Raw genomic sequence first — 20,133 nt, 5'->3', positions numbered from 1 at the left:
GCAAAGACGAGGAGCGGCATGACGTCGGACGCGGAACTGATCGGCAGGTCGCTCGACGGCGACGGGGAAGCCTTCGTGGAGGTGATCACCCGGCACGAAGGCGCGATCGGCGCGTACCTCGCCCGGCGGGTCGGCCGCGACACGGCGGAGGACCTGCTCGGCGAAGTGTGGGTGGCGGCCTTCGCGTCCCGGAGCACGTACGACCGGTCGTTCCCCGAGGCGCGCCCGTGGCTCTACGGCGTCGCGCTCAACACCCTGCGCCGGCACTGGCGCTCGCGGCCGGCCGAAGACCTCGTGCCGGACGCAGGGGATTTCGCCAACGGCTGGGACCCCTGGTCGGCGGTCGACGCGCGGGTCGACACGCAGGCGGGGCTGCGGACGGCCCTGGCGGAGCTCAAACCGGAGGAACGCGAGGTCCTGACCCTGGTCGCCTGGGAGGACCTGACCGTCGCCGACGCGGCGCGGGTGCTCGGCCTGCCGGCCGGGACCGCGCGCCGCCTGTTGCACCAGGCCCGGAAGACGCTGCGGAACGCGCCGGAAGTGGCCGCGCTCTTGACGAATCTCACCACTGTGAAGGAAGGCTTGTGATCATGGACGAGTTGGAACTGGTCGGCCGTCTGAAGGACGTCGCGCCGCTTCGCCCCCAGGCCTACGAACGGGCGCGGGCGACGCTCGGCGCGGCAATGGCGGAATCCCCGGCCACAACGGTCGCTGCTCCGGTCCGGCGCGCGAAGTTCGCCTGGGCCCGAGGTTTCCGCCTGGGCGTGCCGGGCAAGATCGGCCTCGGCGCCGTCGGCGCGGCCGCGGTGGCGGCCCTCGTCGTGTCCGTCGCGGCGCCTGCACCGCAGTCCCCGGCCCAGGCGCCCGCCGCGTCGGCTCCTGAGTCTCGCCTCGTGACCCTGGCCGCGTCGGTGAAGGCGAGCAGCACCTCCGTGCAGGGCGACGCGTCGCTGGTCATCCGGACCACGACCGCCCCCGACGGAAGTCCCTACGTCACCTACAACCTCTACACCGACAGCGGCGACGCCTACTTCGCGGAAACCGCGCAGCAGCTCTCCTCGGCCATCGCGCACCACGACAACCTCGCCGAGCCCATCGACGCCGCCAAGGTCGCCGCCGCCCGCTTCGCGGCGACCGGTGACCTCACCGAGGCCCGCATGCGGATGGTCAACGCCGTCCCCAACGCCTGGGGCCTGGGCCTCAGCCCCGCCGACGCGCAGCGCGCGTGGGACGAGGCCATGGCCAAGGACGAGCCGATCTTCAAGGCGAAGGGCATCAAGACGCCCCTGCCGCGCCCCACCGGCCAGGACCTGCAGAACCGCATCGACAACAACCTCTGGACCAACGCCACCGACGCCCTCTTCCGCGGCGCCGAGAACCCGGACGTCCGCGCGGGCGTCCTCCGCCTGCTCTCCACCATTCCGGCCGTCGCCGTCGCCAACTCCACCACCGGCGGCCGCCCCACCCTCACCCTGACCGCCGGCCCGTCCCTCTTCGGCGGCACCGACGCCCAGGTCCTCACCATCGACGCCCACACGGGCCTCCCGCTCATCTCCGCGTGGAAGGACGTGTCCGCCACCTACAAGTCCTCGCGCGTCACGCTGGCGCAGGTTCGCGCCGGCAAGTTCTGACCCCTCCCCGGTAAACGGTGCGGGCCGTCCCACTCACGGGGCGGCCCGCACTGCCTTGTCCGGCTCGCTCGATCCCGTCTCTAGTGGACAGTCGCCGGTGTACCCCAGTTCCCCTTCGCCGCTGCATCACTCCTGAGGCAAGTACTTGCCTGACTGGAAAGTAGAGACTATCTTTCTCTTCAGGAAAGTACTTGCCCAGGGGAGGCGGAACGTGAAGTGGACAGAACCGACAATGGCGCGGCAATGGTGAACGAACCCACACCGGACGAGGCGGTGGCAGCGCTTCGCTCGATCCACGAGAGCCGCGAGCAGGTGATCGCCTCCATCGCGGGCTCCCGGTGGCTGTCGATCACCGTCGGCGTGGCCGTCTTCCTCGGCTGCGCGGCCAGTGACCTGCTCCCGCCCGCGCAAACCTGGGTGGGCTGGGCGATTTTGGGGCTCGTCGTCGCACTGGCCCTCGGCCTGACCACCCGGTCGGGCGGCACCTTGCTCGGCCGCCCGGTGCTGGTGTCGGACCGGAGCTTGTCCGTCGCCGCGCGCCTGCTGCGCATCGCGCCCATCCTCGGCATCGGGATCGCCGTCGCCGTGGTCACCGGAACGCTCGATCTGCCGCACAGCAAGGTCTACTACGGCGCGCTGACCGGGCTCTACATCGTGTTCCTGGACCCCGCGTTCAAGCTGTGGCTGCTGCGCCGGCAGGAGAGGTACTGAACCGGTGGCCGACTTCGACCAGCTCCTGCTGGATCCCACCAGACTGGCCATCGTCTCCCTGCTCGCCGCCGCGGAATGGGCCGAGTTCGGATTCGTCCGGGACTCGGTGCAGCTCTCCGATTCCGCACTGTCCAAACAGGTCACCACACTGTCCAAGAACGACTACGTCGAAGTCCGCAAAGGCTACGTCGGCAAGCGGCCGCGCACCTGGCTCAACCTCACCCCCGTCGGTCGCACCACCCTCGCCGACCACATCTCCGCCCTCCAGTCCATCGCCGAGAAAGCCCGCGCGGACGGCGCCCTTCATTCTCGCGAAACGCAGTCCCCCTGAACCGAGCCGACCGCGAAGGCGGCAGCAGATCCTGGGGCGCACGGCTGCCACCGCCCCAACCCAACCCAACCACCTTGGGGGTCCGGGGGCTCGCCCCCGGCGGGGGCCTGGGGGCTCGGCCCCCAAAAAAACTCAACACACGATCAAGGTCCGCGCTCTCCGCGGACACAGATCGCCGAATCGTGTGCCCCCGGCAGGATTCGAACCTGCGACACCCGCTTTTGTGGATCATGGTGTGCGACGTTGGGCGTTGGTGATCAATGTGGGTCACTACCGGGCATGTTCGCAAAAGCAATCGGACATTGCCGGGCAGCCTTGCCGGTCATTGGCTGTTGTTTGGCGAGGGTAAAGCATGGGCAGGTGCGCTGGCCACGTGGCGGCCGGCTTCCGCCTTGACCGGACGGACACTTGACCTTATTCGGCACTGCTGGGACCACGGGGGATACGACCAAGATGCTGGCTGACCTGCGGGGGCTCGGTCGTCGTTGGTCGTTGCGAGCGGTACGTGCTGGCGCAGCCCTACTACCTAGAGATTAGCGCGTCGCACGTGGCCGCTCGGTACCTGCTGAAGGTGCTGGCGCTGGTTCGGTCGACCCGACCATTGATGGGGTTGGTAACGATCCGACTTCATTCGTAACAGGATGTGTCGGCCTGGAGATCAACGACTGTCACGGGTAGCTGCAATGAGGCGATCGGGAGGGTTGACACAGTAATGCCGAACGGTGATTTGCCAGGCGCGAACGGCGATGGCCGGTTGTTGATAAAGTGGAAGACCATTGGTCTTGTGGGCGCACTGGCCGGCGTTGGCTGCCTCGGAGTCTTAATTACGGTCGTCAGTATTAAAGATATTGACACTCTCTCCACGGTGGCTTTAGTTCTCGCAATTCTGGCTTTTGCGATTCAGATTATGATATTTGTAGCGCAGACAGCGGCCGCCACCGAGCAGAGTAAGTCAACATTGGAAATCAACTCTGAAACTAAATCGATACTGAGTGAGCTGCGAGCTAGGACTCAGGCAACAAACGAAACCCTCAATGGACAATTCAATAAGCTTCTAGACAAGATGCTCGATGTAACGCGTGAATCGGAGAGTGCGGCCGAAAGTCCGGGCTCTAATTCTTCTGAGGTATTCGAATCGTTCCTTCAGGAGATGCGGTCTGCGCTGACCGACGTGAAACGAGAGGTTAACCACTCTCCGCGAAGCGTCGATATGAATGTCGTATCTGATTCACGCTTAGCGTGGCGTACAAGGCGGCAAAGGCTTAAGGAAGCGCCGACGGCTTCTGTTATTCGCCACCTCGAACGCGATGGCCTAGGTAGGCTAAGCACAGACGCGGCTATGTTGCTCGCCAGGATGGTTAGACGCTACATGAAGGGTGGGGGCAGTTTATCTGGTCAGCTCATTGTCGACGAAGGACATGCTGGAATCGATGAACTTAGGTCTAATGGGCTAGCTAAGCCGGCTGGGCGGGTCAGACTCAGTGATAAAGAAGAGATGTCAACCATGTTGGAACTGACTGACAAGGGCTTTGAGTTGGGCCGATTGATAACTGCTGAGTCAGTAGGGGATGGAATTCTTGCCTTGTTCCCGTGGCTTGCGGAAGTGAGGACAGGGCCGCCTTTTAGCGACAGGAGCGAAAGTGCCTGAATCGGCTTATTTTGTTTGGTGGATACCGGCAAGTGGGTGGCCTCTTCGCCATCTCGTCGACCTGGCGTAGCCCGATCATGCCGTGTCAAGGGGGCCCCTTCGTGCGGTCCGGAGCGTGCCGTCCGAACTGCCCCCTTGACTCGGCGTGATAGCCCTCGGGGAGGTCGGCGAGATGGCGACAGGTCACTCACGAACGTGACGTGCCTGCGCTTCTCGACCATCTCGGAGACCTGCCCGTCCGGCGAGGACATCTTCTTTCTTCTTGTCGTCGGCCCCGGTGCAGCCGCCGGCCGGTCGCGTGGGGTGCCGGAGGCGGGCCCCGCGCGTGCCGGCCGATAGCGGCGCGGCCCCGGAGGGGCCGCCTTGAACAAGAAAAGAAACTCTGAACACACGGCCCACGCCGTCGCCGGGCTCAGGACGTTTGGATGAGCCGGTCGGTATAGCCAGCGTTGATGAGCCGTTCGTAGGCTGTGGTCACTGCGAGGGTTAAGCATGGGCCGGTGAATCACGAAACCCCTGGTCGCATCTCCGACCAGGGGTTTTGTGCCCCCGGCAGGATTCGAACCTGCGACACCCGCTTTAGGAGAGCGGTGCTCTATCCCCTGAGCTACGAGGGCATGTGTAGTCAGCCAGCAGCTTACCGGTCCCGGACACTCTGACAAGCACCTACCTGCCTGACAGGTGGCGTCGGCCAGGCGGGGGACCCGATCGGCGGGGAACCGGCGCACCGGGGACCAGATCTGGTGGCTGCTCGGGGCCGACCCGCAGGGGAGACCGTGACGGGTTCCGGGCGACCAGGTCAAACAACATACGCACGATTGGTAACGATCAGGCCATCCGCCCGATAAGGCGTGCGCCGGGTCGTAAAGTTCCGGTTCCCATCGTTGAAAGGAAGCACGTGAGCACGCCCGACAACCCTGAGCAGTACCAGCAGTACCCGGCCGGCCAGAGCGCCCCGTTCGCCGCGCCGCCGGTTGGCGCCGGTTACGGGCAGCAGCAGCCCGTGGGCGCGCCGCGCAACGGGTTCGGCGTCACGGCCCTCGTGCTGGGCATCATCGCCCTCGTCCTGTGCTGGACGGTGTGGGGCGGCATCATCCTCGGCGTCCTCGCGCTGGTCTTCGGCATCCTCGGCGTGAAGCGCGCCAACCGCGGACAGGCGACGAACAAGGGCGCCTCCATCGCCGGCATCGTCACCGGCAGCATCGGCCTGGTCATCGGCTTGCTGCTCGCCATCCTGGTCGGCTCGATCTTCGCGACGTTCGGCAGCCAGATCGGCGACCTGCAGGACTGCCTGCAGAAGGCGGGCACCGACCAGTCCCAGATCCAGAGCTGCCGGCAGCAGTTCAGCGACAACGTGCAGAACCGCTGATCAAGCCGTAGGGCCGTCGGGGATCGGGTGATCCCCGACGGCCAGGCGTCAGTCGAGGAACTCGACGTAGCCGTTGGTGCCGTTCACGCGGATCCGCTGCCCGTCTCGGATCAGCCGCGTGGCCTGGTTGACGCCGACGACGGCGGGCAGGCCGTATTCGCGGGCGACCACCGCGCCGTGGGTCATCAGGCCGCCCACCTCCGTGATCAGGCCGGCGATGGTGACGAACACCGGTGACCAGCTGGGGTCGGTGTAGGCAGTCACGAGGATGTCGCCCGTGTCCAGGTCGGCCTCGGCGAGGTCCAGGACGACGCGGGCGCGGCCCTCGACGATCCCGGCGGACACCGGCAGGCCGGGCAGTGCGCCGGCGGGTGCGTCCGAACGTCGGTAGCTCCCGGAGACGGTCTCGCCCTCGGAGGTGAGCACCCGCTGCGGGGTGAGCGCCTGGTCCGCCGCGAACTGTTCCGTGCGTCGCCGGATGAGGTCGACGTCGGCGACTCCGGTGCGCGCGACCTCGTGCAGTTCCTGGAACCGCAGCGAGTAGATGTCCTCCGGAGCATCGAGCACGCCGGCCGCCACGAGCCGCTCGGCCTCGGCCAGCAGCGCCTTCTTGTACTGGAAATAGCGGCTGATCATCCCGTACTTGGGGTATTCGCGGTAGCCGACGAAGGTGCGCAGCCGGTTGATCATCGCCTTGGTCTCTTCGGCTTTCCGCGCGCCGTCGGGCAGAACCCGCAAACGCTCCAGCAGTTCCTGTTCTTTCTGCGCGGCTTCCCGCAGCCCTTGGTCGAAGCGCCGTCGCGCCGCGCCGGGTTCGAAGTTGTCGACGTTGCCGAGCAGCACGGGCAGCAGCGTGCTGGGCCGTTCGCTCCACCGTGGCCGCGTGATGTCGATTTCGCCGACACAACGCATGCCGTAGGTGTCCAGATAGCCCCGGATCGCCTCTCGCGCTTCACTTCCGCCCGGCAGCGCGGGCAGTTCGTCCAGGAAGCCCTCGTCCCGCACGGTCCGGAGAAACGCCACCACTTCCGCGTGGGGGCGGACGACGTCGGCGACGTCCAGCAGGGCGAGGCCCATTTCCGACGAGACGTTATCGGGCGCGGACTGCGAAAGCGTGTCGGCGGCGTTCTCCTCGGCCAGCCATTCGCGCAGCTGCTTGTTCAGCCACGTCGTCGCGTCCATTCCGGCCATGATCGCCTGGTGGCTGCGCGGATTGAACAACAGGCGCCGCAGTTCCTGCAGATCCGCGAGGATGAAGTCGAACAACTCCGCGCCGCGTTTCTCGCGGATGTCACGCTCCAGCGCGGCCAGCGACGCCTTGCTCTCCGCGATCAGCCCGCGGGCGATCGCGGGGTCCGCCTCGATCGGCTCGGGTGCGACGCCGAACGGCAGCGGGGCGGCGCCGCCGTCGGTCGGCTCCGGCAGGAAACCCCGGTCGAGCACCGTCTGCAGCGCGTCGCGCATCAGCGGGTCCGACGCCCCCATCATCTCCAGGTACCCGGCGCGCCCGGCCTTCGTCGCGAGGCCCGGGGTCGCGTCGACGAACAGCCGGCTTCCCGCCTCCGCCATGGGCCGTGGCGTGGTCAGCTGCCACACGGACAGCCCGAGCGGCCGCATCGCGTCGGTCATCATCTGCTGGTGCCCGACCGAGAGGTAGACGTGATTGCCGTCGTCGACGGCGGGCGGGATCGGGAACAGCGTGGTGATCGGTCGGCTCTGCACGACCTGGAACTCACCGTCGGCCAGGCACCACTCGATGTCCTGGGGCCGGCCGAAGTGCGCCTCGATCCGGCGGCCGAGCCGCTCCAACTCCAGCACCTGCTCGTCGGTCAGCGCCGGCCGTTCCTGCACTTCTGGGGCGAGTGCGTCCTCCCGGGTGCCGCCGCCGGGCAACGCGTGGATGGCGAGCTGCTTGGCCGACACCGTCTTCTCGACGATTTCCCCTTCGCGCACCCGGTAGCTGTCGGCGTTCACCAGCCCGGAAACGAGCGCCTCGCCGAGCCCGAAACCCGCGTCGATGGTCGTGACCTTCCGGTTCGACGTGATGGGGTCGGCCGTGAACAGGATCCCGGACGCCTCCGACAGCACCATCCGCTGAACCACCACGGCCATAAGGACCCGGCGGTGGTCGAAACCATTGCGCAGCCGGTAGGTCACGGCCCGGTCGGTGAACAGCGAGGCCCAGCACAGCCGGATGTGCTCGAGGACCGCCGCCGGCCCGACAACGTTGAGGTACGTGTCCTGCTGGCCGGCGAACGAGGCCGTCGGCAGGTCTTCGGCCGTCGCGCTGGAACGCACGGCGTAGGCCGCGCTTTCGTCCAGCCGGCTCAGCGGCGCGAGCAAGGCCGCCGCGAGGTCGTCCGGAATCGCGGCCGTGGCAACGGCCTCGCGCACCTCGCCGCTCAGCGTGGCGATCTTGCCCCGGTCGTCGGGGTCCAGCCGGGCCAAGCGGTCCAGACCGCGGCCGAGGTCCGGTACGCCCGCCAGCACCCGGCGGAAAGCGTGCGTCGTCACGCAGTACCCGGGCGGTACCCGGACGCCGTCGATCCGTGAAAGCTCCCCCAGATGTGCGCCCTTGCCCCCGACGAGGTCGACCTGGTCCCGGTCGATCTCCCGGAAATCCAGCACGAGCTCGGTCCCGCTCACTATTGGTTCCCCCGTACTTCGATGGTCGCCGGCGCGAAGAGCTCCGCGAATTCCGGCCGAGCCGACGATTTTGCAGGACCACCGGGGTCTTGCCGCAAGGCCGGGGGTGCGCTATACGTTGGGAGTGGCAGGAAGAGTGATCACTCTTTCTGCCTTTTCTGTCGAGTCCGGACGCCCACCTCGCAAGCCGGGTGGCCGCGGGTCCGGAACCACCTGCGCGCCCGACCGATGGCGTGGCCCGTGTGGGTGACCCCGGTAGGCGGGGACCAGCACGATCAGGGACCCGGCCGGACCAGTCGCGTCACCTGGTCGTGTCTGGTTTCGAAACCTTGAACAACAGTAGGTAATCTTCCTTAACGGGAAGCGGGGAACCGCTTCGACCACCGGCTGCCGGAGGGCTTCGTTGATCAAGCTCATGTTCGCGGACGACGAGGAACTGGTTCGTTCGGGCCTGCGCGCCATGATGTCCGGGGCCGCGGACATCGAGATCGTGGGTGAGGCGAGCGACGGCAGATCCGCGGTGGAGGTGGCGCGGCGCTACCACCCCGACGTGGCGTTGCTCGACATCAAGATGCGGGCGCCCGACGACGGGATCCGCGCGCTGCGGGCCATCCTCGCGCTGCCGGACCCGCCGATGGTCGCGATGCTGACGACGTTCGACATCGACGAGTACGTGAGCCTCGCGCTGCGGCTCGGAGCCAATGGCTTCCTGCTGAAGGACATCGACCCGTCGGCTCTCCTGCGCGCCATCCGCGACCTGGCCAAAGGCGGCGCCGTGCTGGACCCGGGCGTGGCGGCGCGCATGGTCCAGTCCCATCGCGACGAGCAGCGGGCCGCGCAACCGGCGCGCAAGCTCCTCGCGAGTCTGTCCGAACGCGAGCGCGAGGTCGTCGCGCTGATCGGGCAGGGGCTCTCCAATGCGGAGATCGGCGGGCGGCTGCACCTGTCGGAGGCCACGGTGAAGGGGTACGTGTCCGCGGTGCTCTCCAAGATCGGCGCCGCCAACCGCGTGCAGGCCGCGCTGCTGGCCTACCGCGGCGGGCTGCTCGACCAGTAGCGGATGGTCCTGACCGCGCTCGAGCTGCTCGGGCTGGTGGCGTTCGCGGCGTCCGGGGCGCTGGCCGCCGTCCGGGCGCGCCTCGACGTGTTCGGCGTGATCGTCGTCGGCCTCACCACGGCGCTGGGCGGCGGCATCATCCGCGACGTCTTGCTCGGCATCCACCCGCCCACGACGTTGCGGAACTGGCCGTACCTCGCCGTCTGCGCGGCGACGGCGCTCGTCGTGTTCGCGTTCCACCCCCAGGTCGCGCGGCTGAGGCGCGCGGTGCTGCTCGCCGACGCGCTGGGCCTGGGCGTCTTCGCGACGGCCGGCACGACGATCGCGCTCAACGCCGGCGCCACCGCCTACGCCGCGTGCTTGATCGGCATGACCAGCGGCATCGGTGGCGGCGCACTGCGTGACCTGCTGCTGCGGGAGATCCCGTTGGTCCTCCGCAAGGAGATCTACGCCGTCGCCGCGCTCGCCGGGGCGGTGCTCGTCGCGATCGGTCACGCTCTGCCACTGCCGTCGGGCGCAGTCACGGTCGTCGCGGCGGCCGTGGTGGTAACGATTCGGCTGGTGGCTCTGTGGCGGCACTGGAACGCGCCCGTGGCCAGGCCTGGTGATACCGACTCTTTGTGAGTTCTGCGTGTGTTCTTAGGCGGGTCTCAGCACTCTGCGTAAGACTGACGTCATGCGCATCCTTGTGGTGGACGACGATCGAGCCGTCCGTGAGTCGCTCAGGCGGTCCCTGGAGTTCAACGGGTACACCGTCGAGCTCGCCAGCGACGGTGCGCAGGCCCTGGAGACGATCATCGCCAACCGGCCGGACGCGATGGTGCTGGACGTGATGATGCCGCGCCTCGACGGGCTCGAGGTGGCCCGCCGCCTGCGCAGCACCGGCGACGACCTGCCCATTCTCGTGCTGACCGCCCGCGACACCGTCTCCGACCGGGTCTCCGGCCTCGACGCCGGCGCCGACGACTACCTGCCCAAACCGTTCGCCCTCGAAGAACTGCTGGCCCGCCTGCGCGCCCTGCTGCGCCGCGCCGTGCCGGACCCCCAGCAGGGCGAGACGAGCGAGGTGCTGTCTTTCGCCGACCTCACGCTGGACCCCGGCACTCGCGAAGTCCGCCGCGGCGGCCGCGAGATCAGCCTCACCCGTACCGAGTTCGCGCTGCTCGAGTTGTTCCTCTCGTACCCCAAGCACGTGCTGACCCGCGGAAGGATTCTGGAGGAAGTATGGGGTTACGACTTCCCGACGTCGGGCAACGCGCTGGAGGTCTACGTCGGCTATTTGCGTCGAAAGACGGAAGCCGGCAACGAACCGAGGCTGATCCACACGGTGCGGGGAGTGGGCTACGTCCTGCGCGAAACCCCGCCGTGACCGACGCCCCCCCGAGCACCGCCGTTCCGACCGTCGACGTCAGCGACCCGCGCGGCGACCGCTGGGGCACGCGCCGCTTCTCGCTGCGCGGCCGCGTGACGCTGCTGGCCGCCGCCTGCGTGGCCGGCGCCGTGGCGCTCGTGTCGCTGGGCGCGTACATGATCGTGTCGAGCAACCTCTACCAGCAGCTCGACGACAATCTGCTCGCGCGCGCCCAAGCGGCCGTGAACTCGCCGCCGGTGCAGACGCAGCTCGAACAGGTGCCCGGCGCGTTCCTGGCGAGCGCCGACCTGCAGATCGGCCAGCTCAACGCGTACAGCAACAAGCTGATCTACCCGCAGGCCGGCTCGCCGCCGCCGTACGGGCCGTTGGAGCTGGCGGTGGCCACGGGTGAGTCGCCGCGCTCGCTGCGCACCGACGTATCCACGGACACGCGCGTGGTCGCGCTGCCGTCCGGGCACGGCGAGGCCATGGTTCTCGCACAGTCGATGGAGCCGACGAAACGCACGCTCAATGAGCTGGCCGTCGTCCTCTTCCTCGTGGGCGGCGCCGGGATCGTGGTCGCCGCGGGCGCCGGCACGGCCGTCGCGCGCACCGGGCTGCGGCCGGTCGACCGGCTGACGTCGGCCGCCGAGCGCGTCGCCGCCACCGGCGACCTGCGGCCGATCCCCGTGAGCGGTGACGACGAGCTCGCCCGCCTCACCCAGAGCTTCAACACGATGCTCGGCACGGTCGCCGATTCCCAAGAACGGCAACGCCAGCTCGTCGCCGACGCCGGCCATGAGCTACGGACGCCGCTGACTTCCTTGCGCACCAACCTGGAGCTGCTGCTCTCAGCCAGCCGGCCGGGCGCCCGATCGCTGCCGGAGGAGGACCGCGCCGACATCGAGGCCGACATCCGCGGGCAGCTCGACGAGCTCACCCAGCTCATCGGCGACCTCGTGGAGCTCGCCCGCCAGGACGAGCCGCGCGAGCAGACCGAACGCGTCGAGCTGGTCGACGTCGTCGAGCGCGCGCTCGACCGCGCCCGCCGCCGCGCCGGGGACATCGAGTTTGAAGTGGACCTGCAGCCGTGGGTCCTCACCGGCGACAACAGCTCCCTCGAACGGGCCGTGCTCAACCTGCTGGACAACGCCGTCAAGTTCTCGCCGTCCGGTTCGCGCGTGCGGGTGATGCTGCGGCCCCTCGGCGACGGCACGGCCGTGGTCGAGGTCGCCGACTCCGGCCCGGGCATCGCCGAGGAGGACCTGCCCAAGGTGTTCGACCGCTTCTACCGCTCCTCTGAAGCCCGTACGCTGCCGGGTTCCGGCCTCGGCCTGTCGATCGTGAAGCAGGCCGCCGAACGTCACGGCGGCGCGGTCTACGCCATGCACGCCCCGGGAGGTGGGGCGCTGCTCACGATCCGGCTGCCGGGCGCTCCCGGCTGACTCCTCGCCCGTCCGGGGGACGCCCCGCGAAGCACGTCCCGCACACCACATGTTTAATCGTGTAGGATTTTGTGTGGTTGATGGTTCGTGTTTGAGGAGTGGTGGTGCTCGCACGTCAGCGACAGGCGGTGATCCTCGAGGAGGCACGCCGGACCGGTGCGGTCCGGGTCAGTGACCTCGTCGCGCGGCTCGGCGTGTCCGACATGACGGTGCGCCGCGACCTCGACGTGCTCGCCGGCCGCGGCCTGGTCGAGAAGGTCTACGGCGGCGCGACGTCGGTGGTCGGCAAGAGTACCGACGAGCCCGGCTTCGAGGCGAAGTCCGTGCGCCAGCGCGCCCAGAAAGAGGCCATTGCCGAGCTCGCCGCCGGCCTGGTCAAGCCCGGCACCGCGATCGGCCTGTCCGCCGGAACCACCACGTGGACGCTGGCCCGCGCGCTCGATCCCATCCCGGGGCTGACGATCGTCACCAACTCCATCCAGGTCGCCGACGTGCTGCGCGCGTCCACGCAACCCGACCGCACGGTGGTGCTCACCGGCGGCGTGCGCACACCGTCCGACGCGCTCGTCGGCCCGGTCGCCGTGCACAGCCTGCGTTCGCTGCACCTGGACCTCGTTTTCCTCGGCGTGCACGGCATGGCCGAGGGCGCCGGGTTCACCACCCCGAACCTCACCGAGAGCGAGACCGACCGCGCGCTCGTCGAGGCCGGCCGGCGGCTGGTGGTGCTCGCCGACCACACGAAGTGGGGCACCGTCGGCATCTCCACGATCGCCGACCTCGAAGAGGCCCACGTGGTGGTGACCGACGACGGACTTCCCGACTCGGCGAGGGAGAGCCTCGCCGAGCGGGTCGGAGAACTGATGATCGCCGAAACGGCGGAGAACCTCGAGGCAGAAGACGCGTGAAACGCACCTTGCGACACCTGGCCGACGGCCGGGAGATCATCTACTTCGACCACGACGGCGACCACGAGCGCACCGCCGAGGACACCCGCGACCTCCCGCCGGTGGCCGCGGCGTCGGAGATCCGCCTCGACCCGCTGACCCGCGAGTGGGTCGCCATGGCCGCGCACCGGCAGACGCGCACGTACAAGCCGCCGGCCGACCTGTGCCCGCTCGATCCGACGACGCCGGGACGCCCCACGGAGATCCCGGAGCCCGACTATGACGTGGTCGTGTTCGAGAACCGGTTCCCGTCCTTCTCCCAGAACGCGCACGGCGATCCGTCCACTGTGGACGAGCTCGGCCTCGTGCCGACGGCGCCGGGCCGCGCGCGCTGCGAGGTCGTGTGCTTCTCCAGCGACCACGGCGGCTCGTTCTCCCAGCTGAGCCCCGAACGCGTGCGCCTCGTCGTGGACGCCTGGGCCGACCGCACGCTCGCACTGGGTGAGACCCCGGGCGTCGAGCAGGTCTATCCGTTCGAAAACCGCGGCGAAGAGATCGGCGTGACGCTCTCGCACCCCCACGGCCAGATCTACGGCTACCCCTTCGTCACGCCCAAAACCGAGCGGATGCTCGACGTCGCGCGCGCATACCGCGAAGAACACGGCCGCGCGGTGATGGGCGATGTGCTGGCGGCCGAGCAGAAGTCCGGCGCGCGCGTGCTCGTGGAAGGTGAGCACTGGACGGCGTTCGTGCCGCCGGCCGCGCGCTGGCCGGTGCACATCCAGGTCGTGCCACACCGCCAGGTGCCCGACATTCCCGCGCTCACCGACGACGAGCGCGACGACTTCGCCCGCGTGTACCTCGACGTGCTGCGCCGCTGCGACGCGCTGTACGACCGCCCGTTGCCCTACATCGCCGCGTGGCACCAGGCACCCGTGCGCCGCGACCGCGACCTGGCGTGGCTGCACCTCGAGCTGTTCTCGGTGTTGCGGGCCAAGGACAAGCTCAAGTACCTCGCGGGTTCCGAGTCCGGCATGGCCGTGTGGATCAACGACGCGACGCCCGAGCAGATCGCGGAGCGCCTTCGCGCGGCGGGCTGAGTACCGGGCGCGGCATACTCATCTCCGAAACACAGGTTCGGCTCAGGAACCTCTCAGGCCCGGCCGCTTAGGTGAGGACATGACCGAGAACGACCCCCACGCGCACGACTCCGCGGCGGGTCGCCAGAACCCGGGTGCCCAGCCGGGCACCGAGGGTCAGGCGGCCTGGAGCCAGCCCACCGCCCCCGGCGCGCCACCCGCGCCCGCGTCCGGTGAGCAGCCCACGTACAGCGAGCAGGCGCAGCAGCAGAACCCCGGGTACGCCACGCCGAACCCGTGGTCCGCGCAGGGCGCGCAGACCGGTCCGATGGGCTACAACAACCCGTACCCGCCCACTGGTGGCACGACGCAGCAGCAGTACGCCGCCCCAGGGACCTACAGCGTTCCCCCGGCGCCCGCGCCCAAGAAGTCAGGCCCGGGCAAGCTGCTCGCGGCCGTCGCTGCGATCGCGCTCGTGATCGGCGGCGTGGCGGGCGGCACCGTCGGCTACCTCACGGGCGGCTCGTCCGGCCCGTCGGTCAACGCGCTCGACCAGCCGAAGCCCGCGCAGCAGACGGGCAACGCACCGGCCGGATCCATCGAGTCCGTCGCGCAGAAGCTGTCGCCGAGCGTCGTCGAGCTGCAGGTTTCCGGCCGCACGGCCGCGGGCGAGGGCTCCGGGTTCGTGCTCAGCACCGACGGCTACATCCTCACCAACAACCACGTGGTCGAGGTCGCCGCCAACGGCGGCCAGATCCAGGCCGTGTTCCAGGACGGCAAGAAGGCCGCCGCGAGCGTGGTCGGGCGCGACCCGACGACCGACATCGCCGTGGTGAAGGTCAACAACGTCAGCGGCCTGACCCCGGTCGAGCTCGGCCGGTCCGACGACCTGCGCGTCGGCCAGCCGGTGGTCGCCATCGGCTCGCCGTTCGAGCTCAGCGGCACCGTCACCTCCGGCATCGTCAGCTCCCTGCACCGGCCGGTGCAGGCCGGCGGCGACGAGACCGACCAGACCACGGTCATGGACGCCATCCAGACCGACGCCGCGATCAACCCCGGCAACTCCGGTGGCCCGCTCGCCAACATGAACGGCCAGGTCATCGGCATCAACTCCGCCATCTACAGCCCGAACAGCGGGCAGGGTGGCCAGGGCGGCCAGGCGCAGGGCGGCAACGTCGGCATCGGTTTCGCCATCCCGATCGACCAGGCACGCCGCACGGCCAACGACATCATCAAGACCGGCCACGCCACGCAGACGTTCATCGGCGCCAAGGTCGCCGACGCCCCGCAGGGCGGCGCTCAGCTCGGCGACATCACGCCGGGCAGCCCCGCCGAGAAGGCCGGCCTCAAGTCGGGCGACATCGTCACGAAGATCGACGACCGCACCATCGACAGCGCCGACACGCTCATCGCGGCCATCCGCACCCGCGCCCCCGACGAGAAGGCGACGTTCACCCTCTCCGACGGCCGCACCCTGCAGGTGACCCTCGGCGGCCAGCCCGTACCGGCCAACTGATCGCTCGGTCGCCGGGCGCGACCGAGACCAACCACGGCTCGACCCCCTGGGCAGGGGCCGGACCCTTGAAGGCCACGCGCGACCGGGCACTCGATGCCGGTCGCGCGTGGCCGTCTGCGTTGCTGGGAGTTCGGCTCGCCGTTTCGCGCTCCCACGGCCTCGCGGCGGTCGAAGGTTGCCGCCGACGCTCAGCAACGGCTGCTCGCGACGGCAACTCGCGAGCCGGGCCAGGGTCGCCGCGGGCCGGGTGCGCTTGGCGGCTCGCCGATTCCTCGGCCGTCTCGCCGTTCGGTCGCCTCGTGCGGCATGGAGGGACCGGGCTCGTGGGCGCGTCAGGTGTGGCCGGCTGCGTTGTCCGGAAGATTGCTCGGTGGTTCCCAGGACTGTGACCAGGGTCTTTGCCCGGTAAGGAAAATTAGTCGGCAATCGATGTTTAGCCCGCGCAACCGGTGGGCACCTCACACCCCGCACGGAGACCTCTCCGTACCGAGTCGGAGGCGGTACGGAGAGGTCTTCGGCGTCTTCTCGGGGTTATTGCGCGGCAACGCTCTTCGCCGCGGGGCGACGCGGCTTCCGGTGCGCGAGCACCATGCGGGCCGCCCCGGTGAGGAGCACGACGGCCCACACCACCGCCAGCGTCAGCAGCAGCCCCGCCCACGTGTTGCCGTCGTGCAGGCCCGGCTTGGGGATGACGCCGTACGTGCGCCACAGCAACGGGAACGCGATGAACCCGAGCACGGCCGTCAGCACCGCGCCCACCTGAACCGGTGCCCGCCACGCCGTGGGCAGCACACGCGAAAGCAGCAGCCCGAGGACGCCCGCCACGGGCGCGAACACAGCGTCGTTCACGATCGGGCCGCCGCCGATCCACAGCACGGTCTTGAAGCTCTCCGGCCACGCGGGCGCTGCGTAGTCGACGAACAGCGACGCGCCGAAGCCCAGCGCCGCCAGGCCCATGAGCGCGAGCAGGATCCGGATGACCTTCACAGCACCTCCAGCTTTTCGACCCACTTCGTCTGGAGCACGCCCGGGCGGCTTGGCGCGATCACACGGCACGGATAGCCGTGGTCGACGTCGAGCACTTCGCCGTTGAGTTCCAGCGCCAGCAGGGTCAGGTCGTCGGCCGTGTGCTCGCCCGGGAGCGTGCTGGCGCCGTACAGGCCGGTCTTGTCGAGCGACGACACACGCACTTCCGCGCCCGGCTCGGCCCCGACCGCGCGCAGCAGCGTCGGGAAGGAGATCCCGCGCCAGCTCGCCATCTGGCTCCAGCCCTCGACGCACGCGATCGGCAGGTCCGCGCTCACCTGGGGCAGCGCTCGCAGGTCGGCCAGCGTGAACTGCTTCGTCCCGCCCCGCGTCACCACCGACAGCCGCCAGCTCGGATCGACCGCCGTCCGCGTGACGCGCGCCGCGACGGCCGTGCGGTTCACCGGCAGCTTCTGCAGGCCCTTGTCGGTCTTCCACGACAGCCCGGAGACGTCCTTCAGCCACGGCACCGTCGCGCCCGCGGTGGACAGCACCGCCACACCCGTCGCGATCCAAGTGGTCCGCAGGAAACCGCGGCGGGTGAACCCGTAGACCGGCTTTTTCTCGATTTTCTTCGCCGGCTGTTCCTCGGGCTGAGCTTCCGGCTCGGTCTCGCGGGTCAGCGCCCGCCGCACGATCGGCAGCTTGACCGCCACATGCACCACCACCGACCCGATCGCCACCCACGCCACCGCGTAGTGCACTTCCGGGAAGTAGAAGTTCCACGGGTAGTTCTGCGCGACGTTCAGCAACCCCGAGCTCAGCTCGAAGAACGCCGACCCCGACAGCACCAGGATCGACACCCGCTCCAGCGCGTGCGGCAACGACTTCACCAACGGCCGCTCGAACAGCTTCGGGAAGACGCTCCACAGCTTCGCCAGCAGCAACGGGATCGCCGCAATGCCCGAGATCACGTGCGCGCCCTGTGTCACGCGGTAGAGCCACACCGGACGGCTGGGCCAGAAGAACCACTCCGGCGGGTGCTGGATCAGGTGGCTGAGCAGGCCCGTGACGAAGCAGATGAGGAACGCCAGCCCCAGCAGCGAGCCGATCCGCGCCGTCACGCGCTCGCCGTGCGCCCCGCCTTTGAACTGCTCCTCACGCGGGATCGGCAGCTTCTCGATCCGCTCGTCGACGCGCGCTTTCGCGTGCTCCGCACGGACTTTCGCGCGCGCAGCACCCGCCCGCGCCTGTGCGGCCCGCTCGCCGAACCGCACCTGCGCCTCGGACACGCGCACGTCGAAGCGCCTCCACGCCGCGCCGAGCCGGTGTTCCCGTGACGGCTCGGGTTCTACTGCGGTATTTACGGCGCCCTCGGCTCGTGCCTCGTCCGCGGGAGTTTCGTCGGCCAAACCCCGGCCGGTGGGCTTCTCTTCGGTCATGCCCGCTCCAGCCTTGCGAACCAGCGGTGGCCCCGGCTCGTGGTCCAGTCCACGCGGAATCCCGCGCGCATGGCGACTTCCGCGATCGCGTCGGCCCCGACCCACGCCCAGCCGAACCACGGCCCGGACGAGCCCGGCAGCAGCCGCACCGCCTCCCGCCGTATGCCCCGCCCCGGCGGCTCCAGTTCCACCAGCACGTCCCCGTCGGGCGCGATCAGCTCCCGCATCCGGTCCAGCAGCAAGCGCGGGTCGCCCCCGATGCCGATGTTCCCGTCGGCCAGCAACGCGTGGTGCCAGCGCCCCTCGCCGGGCAGTGGCTGGAAGACGTCGCGCCGCAACGCCACCGCGCCCCGCTCCTGCGTCAGCCGCACGGCCGTGGGCGAGCTGTCCACTCCCAGCGCCACCACACCGCGCTTCGCCAGCGCCGCCGTGAGCCGGCCTGGGCCGCAGCCGATGTCGAGCGTCGGGCCGTCGCACGCGTCGAGCAGCACGGTGTCGCCCAGGTCGCACCCGTCGGTCCAGCGGTCGACGGGCAGGTCGACCCGGTCGCCGTTGGCGAGCTCCAGCCAGCAGTGCTGCCCCAGCAGCCCGCGGTCGAACTCCGTGCCGGTACTCAGTTTTCTCACGCCACTTCCCGTCCTTCGACCGCGCGCACGGCCACCGCGAACCGCCCGCGTGGCGCCTCCGCGGCCACTCGCACGGCGTCACCCATTGTGTCCACATCGGACAGCTCTGGCAGCGGCCCGGCCACCAGGCCGACCGCGGCCAGCGCCCGAAGCGTGCGAACGCCCGTGTCCTCTTGCGACATCGGCACGCCCGCCAGCACCTGCGCGTGGTGCGGGTCCCTGAGCCCGAGCCCCCACCAACCGCCGTCTTCGGCCGGCCCCAGCACCGCGTCGTGCACCCCGTGCAGCACGGGCTCGATCGACGCGCCCAGCAGCTCCGGCGTCACCTGCGGTGTGTCCATGCCGATCTGCAGCACCGGCAGCGCGGCGTGCACCGACGCTGTGTCGGCGTGTGCGTTGGCCAGCCGCGCCCCGAAGTCCCAGCCGCGCTGGGCGATCACCGTCGCCCGCCGCAGCGACCGGCCGATCTCGCTTCCGCGCGCGGCCGAGCCGAGATCACCGGTCATCGCGACCACGGGCAGCGCGCCCGGCGTCGCGCACACCGCGTCGAGCGTGTCGAGCAACGCCGCCGCGGCGATTTCCGCGGCCTGCCGCGCCGTCGCCGGCGGGCACAGGCGGGTCTTCGCGAAGCCGGGCACGGGCGCCTTGGCGACCACGAGCACGCAGAACCGGGAGGTCATCGGGCCAGCACCCGCCCGAAGTCGCGGACGGCGCGCAGCGTGCCCCGCACCGACCCGGACACCTTCGACTTCGTGCCCTTCGCGCGCTCCCCGTAGGTCACGTCGAACTCCCGCACCCGCCAGCCCGCGCGTTGCGCACGGATCAGCAGCTCCAGCGGATAACCGAAGGCGCGATCGGTGACGCCCAGCCCCAGCAACGCGTCCCGCCGCACCGCCCGCAGCGGCGCGATGTCCCGTACGGGCAGCCCCCGGCTGCGCAGCAACAGCGAGAGCACGGCATTGCCCGCCCGCGCGTGCCACGGCCACACACCCGCGTGCGTCGGCACCCGGCGCCCCACCGCGAGGTCGGCGCCGCCTTCCACCGCGGCCACCAGGCGCGGCAGGTCACCGAGGTCGAGGGAGCCGTCGGCGTCGGCGAAGCACACGATGTCCGCCGTCGCGGCCTCGAGCCCGGTGTGCACGGCCGCGCCGTACCCGCGGCGGGGCTCGTCCACCACCTTCGCGCCTAGCGCGGCCGCCACGTCGGGCGAGCCGTCCGACGAGCCGTTGTCCACCACGATCGCGCGGAATCCCGCCGGCAGCGCGGCCAGCACACCGGGCAGCGCGCCCGCCTCGTCGAGGCACGGGAGCACGACGTCTACCTGAAGATCGCTCACACGGCGTACGGTAGGTCCGTAAAGGACGGTCGAGAACCCTTGCGGTGCTTACCGAATCATGACGCGTGGCCAGTTCTTACCGAGTTCTCACAGCT

Annotated in this window: 19 protein-coding genes and 1 tRNA gene; 13 read left to right on the top strand and 7 right to left on the bottom strand. The window is 69.6% G+C overall.

Features of this window, described 5'->3' with window-relative positions:
* Positions 1–18: 18 nt before the first annotated feature.
* The 5 genes from AB0M56_RS30625 to AB0M56_RS30605 all read left to right on the top strand — a co-directional run bounded on the left by AB0M56_RS30625 (position 19) and on the right by AB0M56_RS30605 (position 4,321).
* A complete protein-coding gene (locus AB0M56_RS30625) occupies positions 19–588 on the top strand; it encodes an RNA polymerase sigma factor (protein ID WP_364182169.1) in 570 nt (189 codons plus the stop codon).
* 2 nt (positions 589–590) lie between these two features.
* Positions 591–1,631, top strand: a complete 1,041-nt coding sequence (locus AB0M56_RS30620; protein ID WP_364182166.1) for a hypothetical protein — start codon at positions 591–593, stop codon at positions 1,629–1,631.
* A 243-nt stretch (positions 1,632–1,874) separates the two neighbouring features.
* Entirely contained in the window at positions 1,875–2,342 is a 468-nt protein-coding gene (locus AB0M56_RS30615) for a hypothetical protein (protein WP_364182163.1), read from the top strand.
* Between the two features lie 4 nt (positions 2,343–2,346).
* On the top strand, positions 2,347–2,673 hold the full coding sequence (locus tag AB0M56_RS30610; protein ID WP_364182161.1) for a transcriptional regulator: 327 nt from the start codon (positions 2,347–2,349) through the stop codon (positions 2,671–2,673).
* 712 nt (positions 2,674–3,385) lie between these two features.
* Positions 3,386–4,321 carry a hypothetical protein gene (locus AB0M56_RS30605; protein ID WP_364182158.1) on the top strand — a complete coding sequence of 312 codons (936 nt, stop codon included), beginning with the start codon at positions 3,386–3,388 and terminating at the stop codon, positions 4,319–4,321.
* A 544-nt stretch (positions 4,322–4,865) separates the two neighbouring features.
* On the opposite strand, the gene AB0M56_RS30600 is transcribed toward AB0M56_RS30605, so the two are convergent.
* Positions 4,866–4,938, bottom strand: a tRNA-Arg gene (locus AB0M56_RS30600).
* Between the two features lie 281 nt (positions 4,939–5,219).
* Here AB0M56_RS30600 and AB0M56_RS30595 point away from each other — a divergent pair.
* The gene (locus tag AB0M56_RS30595) at positions 5,220–5,690 is read left to right on the top strand and encodes a DUF4190 domain-containing protein (protein ID WP_364182155.1); all 471 of its coding nucleotides are present in this window, start codon (positions 5,220–5,222) and stop codon (positions 5,688–5,690) included.
* 48 nt (positions 5,691–5,738) lie between these two features.
* On the opposite strand, the gene rph is transcribed toward AB0M56_RS30595, so the two are convergent.
* Entirely contained in the window at positions 5,739–8,336 is a 2,598-nt protein-coding gene (gene rph / locus AB0M56_RS30590; RefSeq protein ID WP_364182152.1) for a rifamycin-inactivating phosphotransferase, read from the bottom strand.
* Between the two features lie 403 nt (positions 8,337–8,739).
* Here rph and AB0M56_RS30585 point away from each other — a divergent pair, with 403 nt between their 5' ends.
* The 7 genes from AB0M56_RS30585 (at position 8,740) to AB0M56_RS30555 (ending at position 15,668) form a co-directional block, all read left to right on the top strand.
* Positions 8,740–9,393, top strand: coding sequence for a response regulator transcription factor (locus AB0M56_RS30585; RefSeq protein ID WP_220244425.1), 654 nt, complete (start codon positions 8,740–8,742; stop codon positions 9,391–9,393).
* 3 nt (positions 9,394–9,396) lie between these two features.
* A complete protein-coding gene (locus tag AB0M56_RS30580; protein ID WP_364182150.1) occupies positions 9,397–10,017 on the top strand; it encodes a trimeric intracellular cation channel family protein in 621 nt (206 codons plus the stop codon).
* A gap of 52 nt (positions 10,018–10,069) precedes the next feature.
* Positions 10,070–10,762: a response regulator transcription factor gene (locus AB0M56_RS30575; protein WP_220244423.1), complete on the top strand. Its 693-nt coding sequence runs from the start codon at positions 10,070–10,072 to the stop codon at positions 10,760–10,762.
* Positions 10,759–12,189 carry a HAMP domain-containing sensor histidine kinase gene (locus tag AB0M56_RS30570; RefSeq protein ID WP_364182149.1) on the top strand — a complete coding sequence of 477 codons (1,431 nt, stop codon included), beginning with the start codon at positions 10,759–10,761 and terminating at the stop codon, positions 12,187–12,189. The genes AB0M56_RS30575 and AB0M56_RS30570 overlap by 4 nt, the downstream gene beginning before the upstream one ends.
* A 104-nt stretch (positions 12,190–12,293) precedes the next feature.
* Positions 12,294–13,094 (top strand): DeoR/GlpR family DNA-binding transcription regulator, encoded by an 801-nt coding sequence (locus AB0M56_RS30565; RefSeq protein ID WP_364182146.1) that lies wholly within the window; start codon positions 12,294–12,296, stop codon positions 13,092–13,094.
* Positions 13,091–14,173: a galactose-1-phosphate uridylyltransferase gene (galT, locus tag AB0M56_RS30560; protein ID WP_364182145.1), complete on the top strand. Its 1,083-nt coding sequence runs from the start codon at positions 13,091–13,093 to the stop codon at positions 14,171–14,173. Before AB0M56_RS30565 ends, galT begins: the two co-directional genes overlap by 4 nt.
* A 79-nt stretch (positions 14,174–14,252) precedes the next feature.
* Positions 14,253–15,668 carry a trypsin-like peptidase domain-containing protein gene (locus tag AB0M56_RS30555; protein WP_364182142.1) on the top strand — a complete coding sequence of 472 codons (1,416 nt, stop codon included), beginning with the start codon at positions 14,253–14,255 and terminating at the stop codon, positions 15,666–15,668.
* Positions 15,669–16,199: 531 nt separating this feature from the next.
* Here the strand turns inward: AB0M56_RS30555 and AB0M56_RS30550 are convergent.
* The 5 genes from AB0M56_RS30550 to AB0M56_RS30530 form a co-directional block, all read right to left on the bottom strand.
* The gene (locus AB0M56_RS30550; protein ID WP_364182139.1) at positions 16,200–16,655 is read right to left on the bottom strand and encodes a hypothetical protein; all 456 of its coding nucleotides are present in this window, start codon (positions 16,653–16,655) and stop codon (positions 16,200–16,202) included.
* Complete coding sequence (locus AB0M56_RS30545; protein WP_364182309.1) at positions 16,652–17,818, bottom strand: molybdopterin-dependent oxidoreductase; 1,167 nt, start codon at positions 17,816–17,818, stop codon at positions 16,652–16,654. Before AB0M56_RS30545 ends, AB0M56_RS30550 begins: the two co-directional genes overlap by 4 nt.
* A 254-nt stretch (positions 17,819–18,072) precedes the next feature.
* Entirely contained in the window at positions 18,073–18,702 is a 630-nt protein-coding gene (locus AB0M56_RS30540; RefSeq protein ID WP_364182136.1) for a class I SAM-dependent methyltransferase, read from the bottom strand.
* Entirely contained in the window at positions 18,699–19,382 is a 684-nt protein-coding gene (locus AB0M56_RS30535) for a DUF2064 domain-containing protein (RefSeq protein ID WP_364182134.1), read from the bottom strand. The genes AB0M56_RS30540 and AB0M56_RS30535 overlap by 4 nt, the downstream gene beginning before the upstream one ends.
* Entirely contained in the window at positions 19,379–20,038 is a 660-nt protein-coding gene (locus AB0M56_RS30530; protein ID WP_364182131.1) for a glycosyltransferase family 2 protein, read from the bottom strand. The genes AB0M56_RS30535 and AB0M56_RS30530 overlap by 4 nt, the downstream gene beginning before the upstream one ends.
* Between the last annotated feature and the right edge of the window lie 95 nt (positions 20,039–20,133).

Source organism: Amycolatopsis sp. NPDC051372 (genome assembly GCF_040682095.1).
Taxonomy (GTDB): domain Bacteria; phylum Actinomycetota; class Actinomycetes; order Mycobacteriales; family Pseudonocardiaceae; genus Amycolatopsis.
This window is presented reverse-complemented; position numbering and strand designations above follow the sequence as displayed.

Bases quoted from the DNA above. Each gene is read 5' to 3' on its own strand.
- AB0M56_RS30555 (WP_364182142.1), top strand. From the start codon at position 14,253: ATGACCGAGAACGACCCCCACGCGCACGACTCCGCGGCGGGTCGCCAG.
- AB0M56_RS30625 (WP_364182169.1), top strand. From the start codon at position 19: ATGACGTCGGACGCGGAACTGATCGGCAGGTCGCTCGACGGCGACGGG.
- AB0M56_RS30535 (WP_364182134.1), bottom strand. From the start codon at position 19,382: ATGACCTCCCGGTTCTGCGTGCTCGTGGTCGCCAAGGCGCCCGTGCCC.
- AB0M56_RS30575 (WP_220244423.1), top strand. From the start codon at position 10,070: ATGCGCATCCTTGTGGTGGACGACGATCGAGCCGTCCGTGAGTCGCTC.
- AB0M56_RS30615 (WP_364182163.1), top strand. From the start codon at position 1,875: ATGGTGAACGAACCCACACCGGACGAGGCGGTGGCAGCGCTTCGCTCG.
- AB0M56_RS30605 (WP_364182158.1), top strand. From the start codon at position 3,386: ATGCCGAACGGTGATTTGCCAGGCGCGAACGGCGATGGCCGGTTGTTG.
- AB0M56_RS30620 (WP_364182166.1), top strand. From the start codon at position 591: ATGGACGAGTTGGAACTGGTCGGCCGTCTGAAGGACGTCGCGCCGCTT.
- AB0M56_RS30580 (WP_364182150.1), top strand. From the start codon at position 9,397: ATGGTCCTGACCGCGCTCGAGCTGCTCGGGCTGGTGGCGTTCGCGGCG.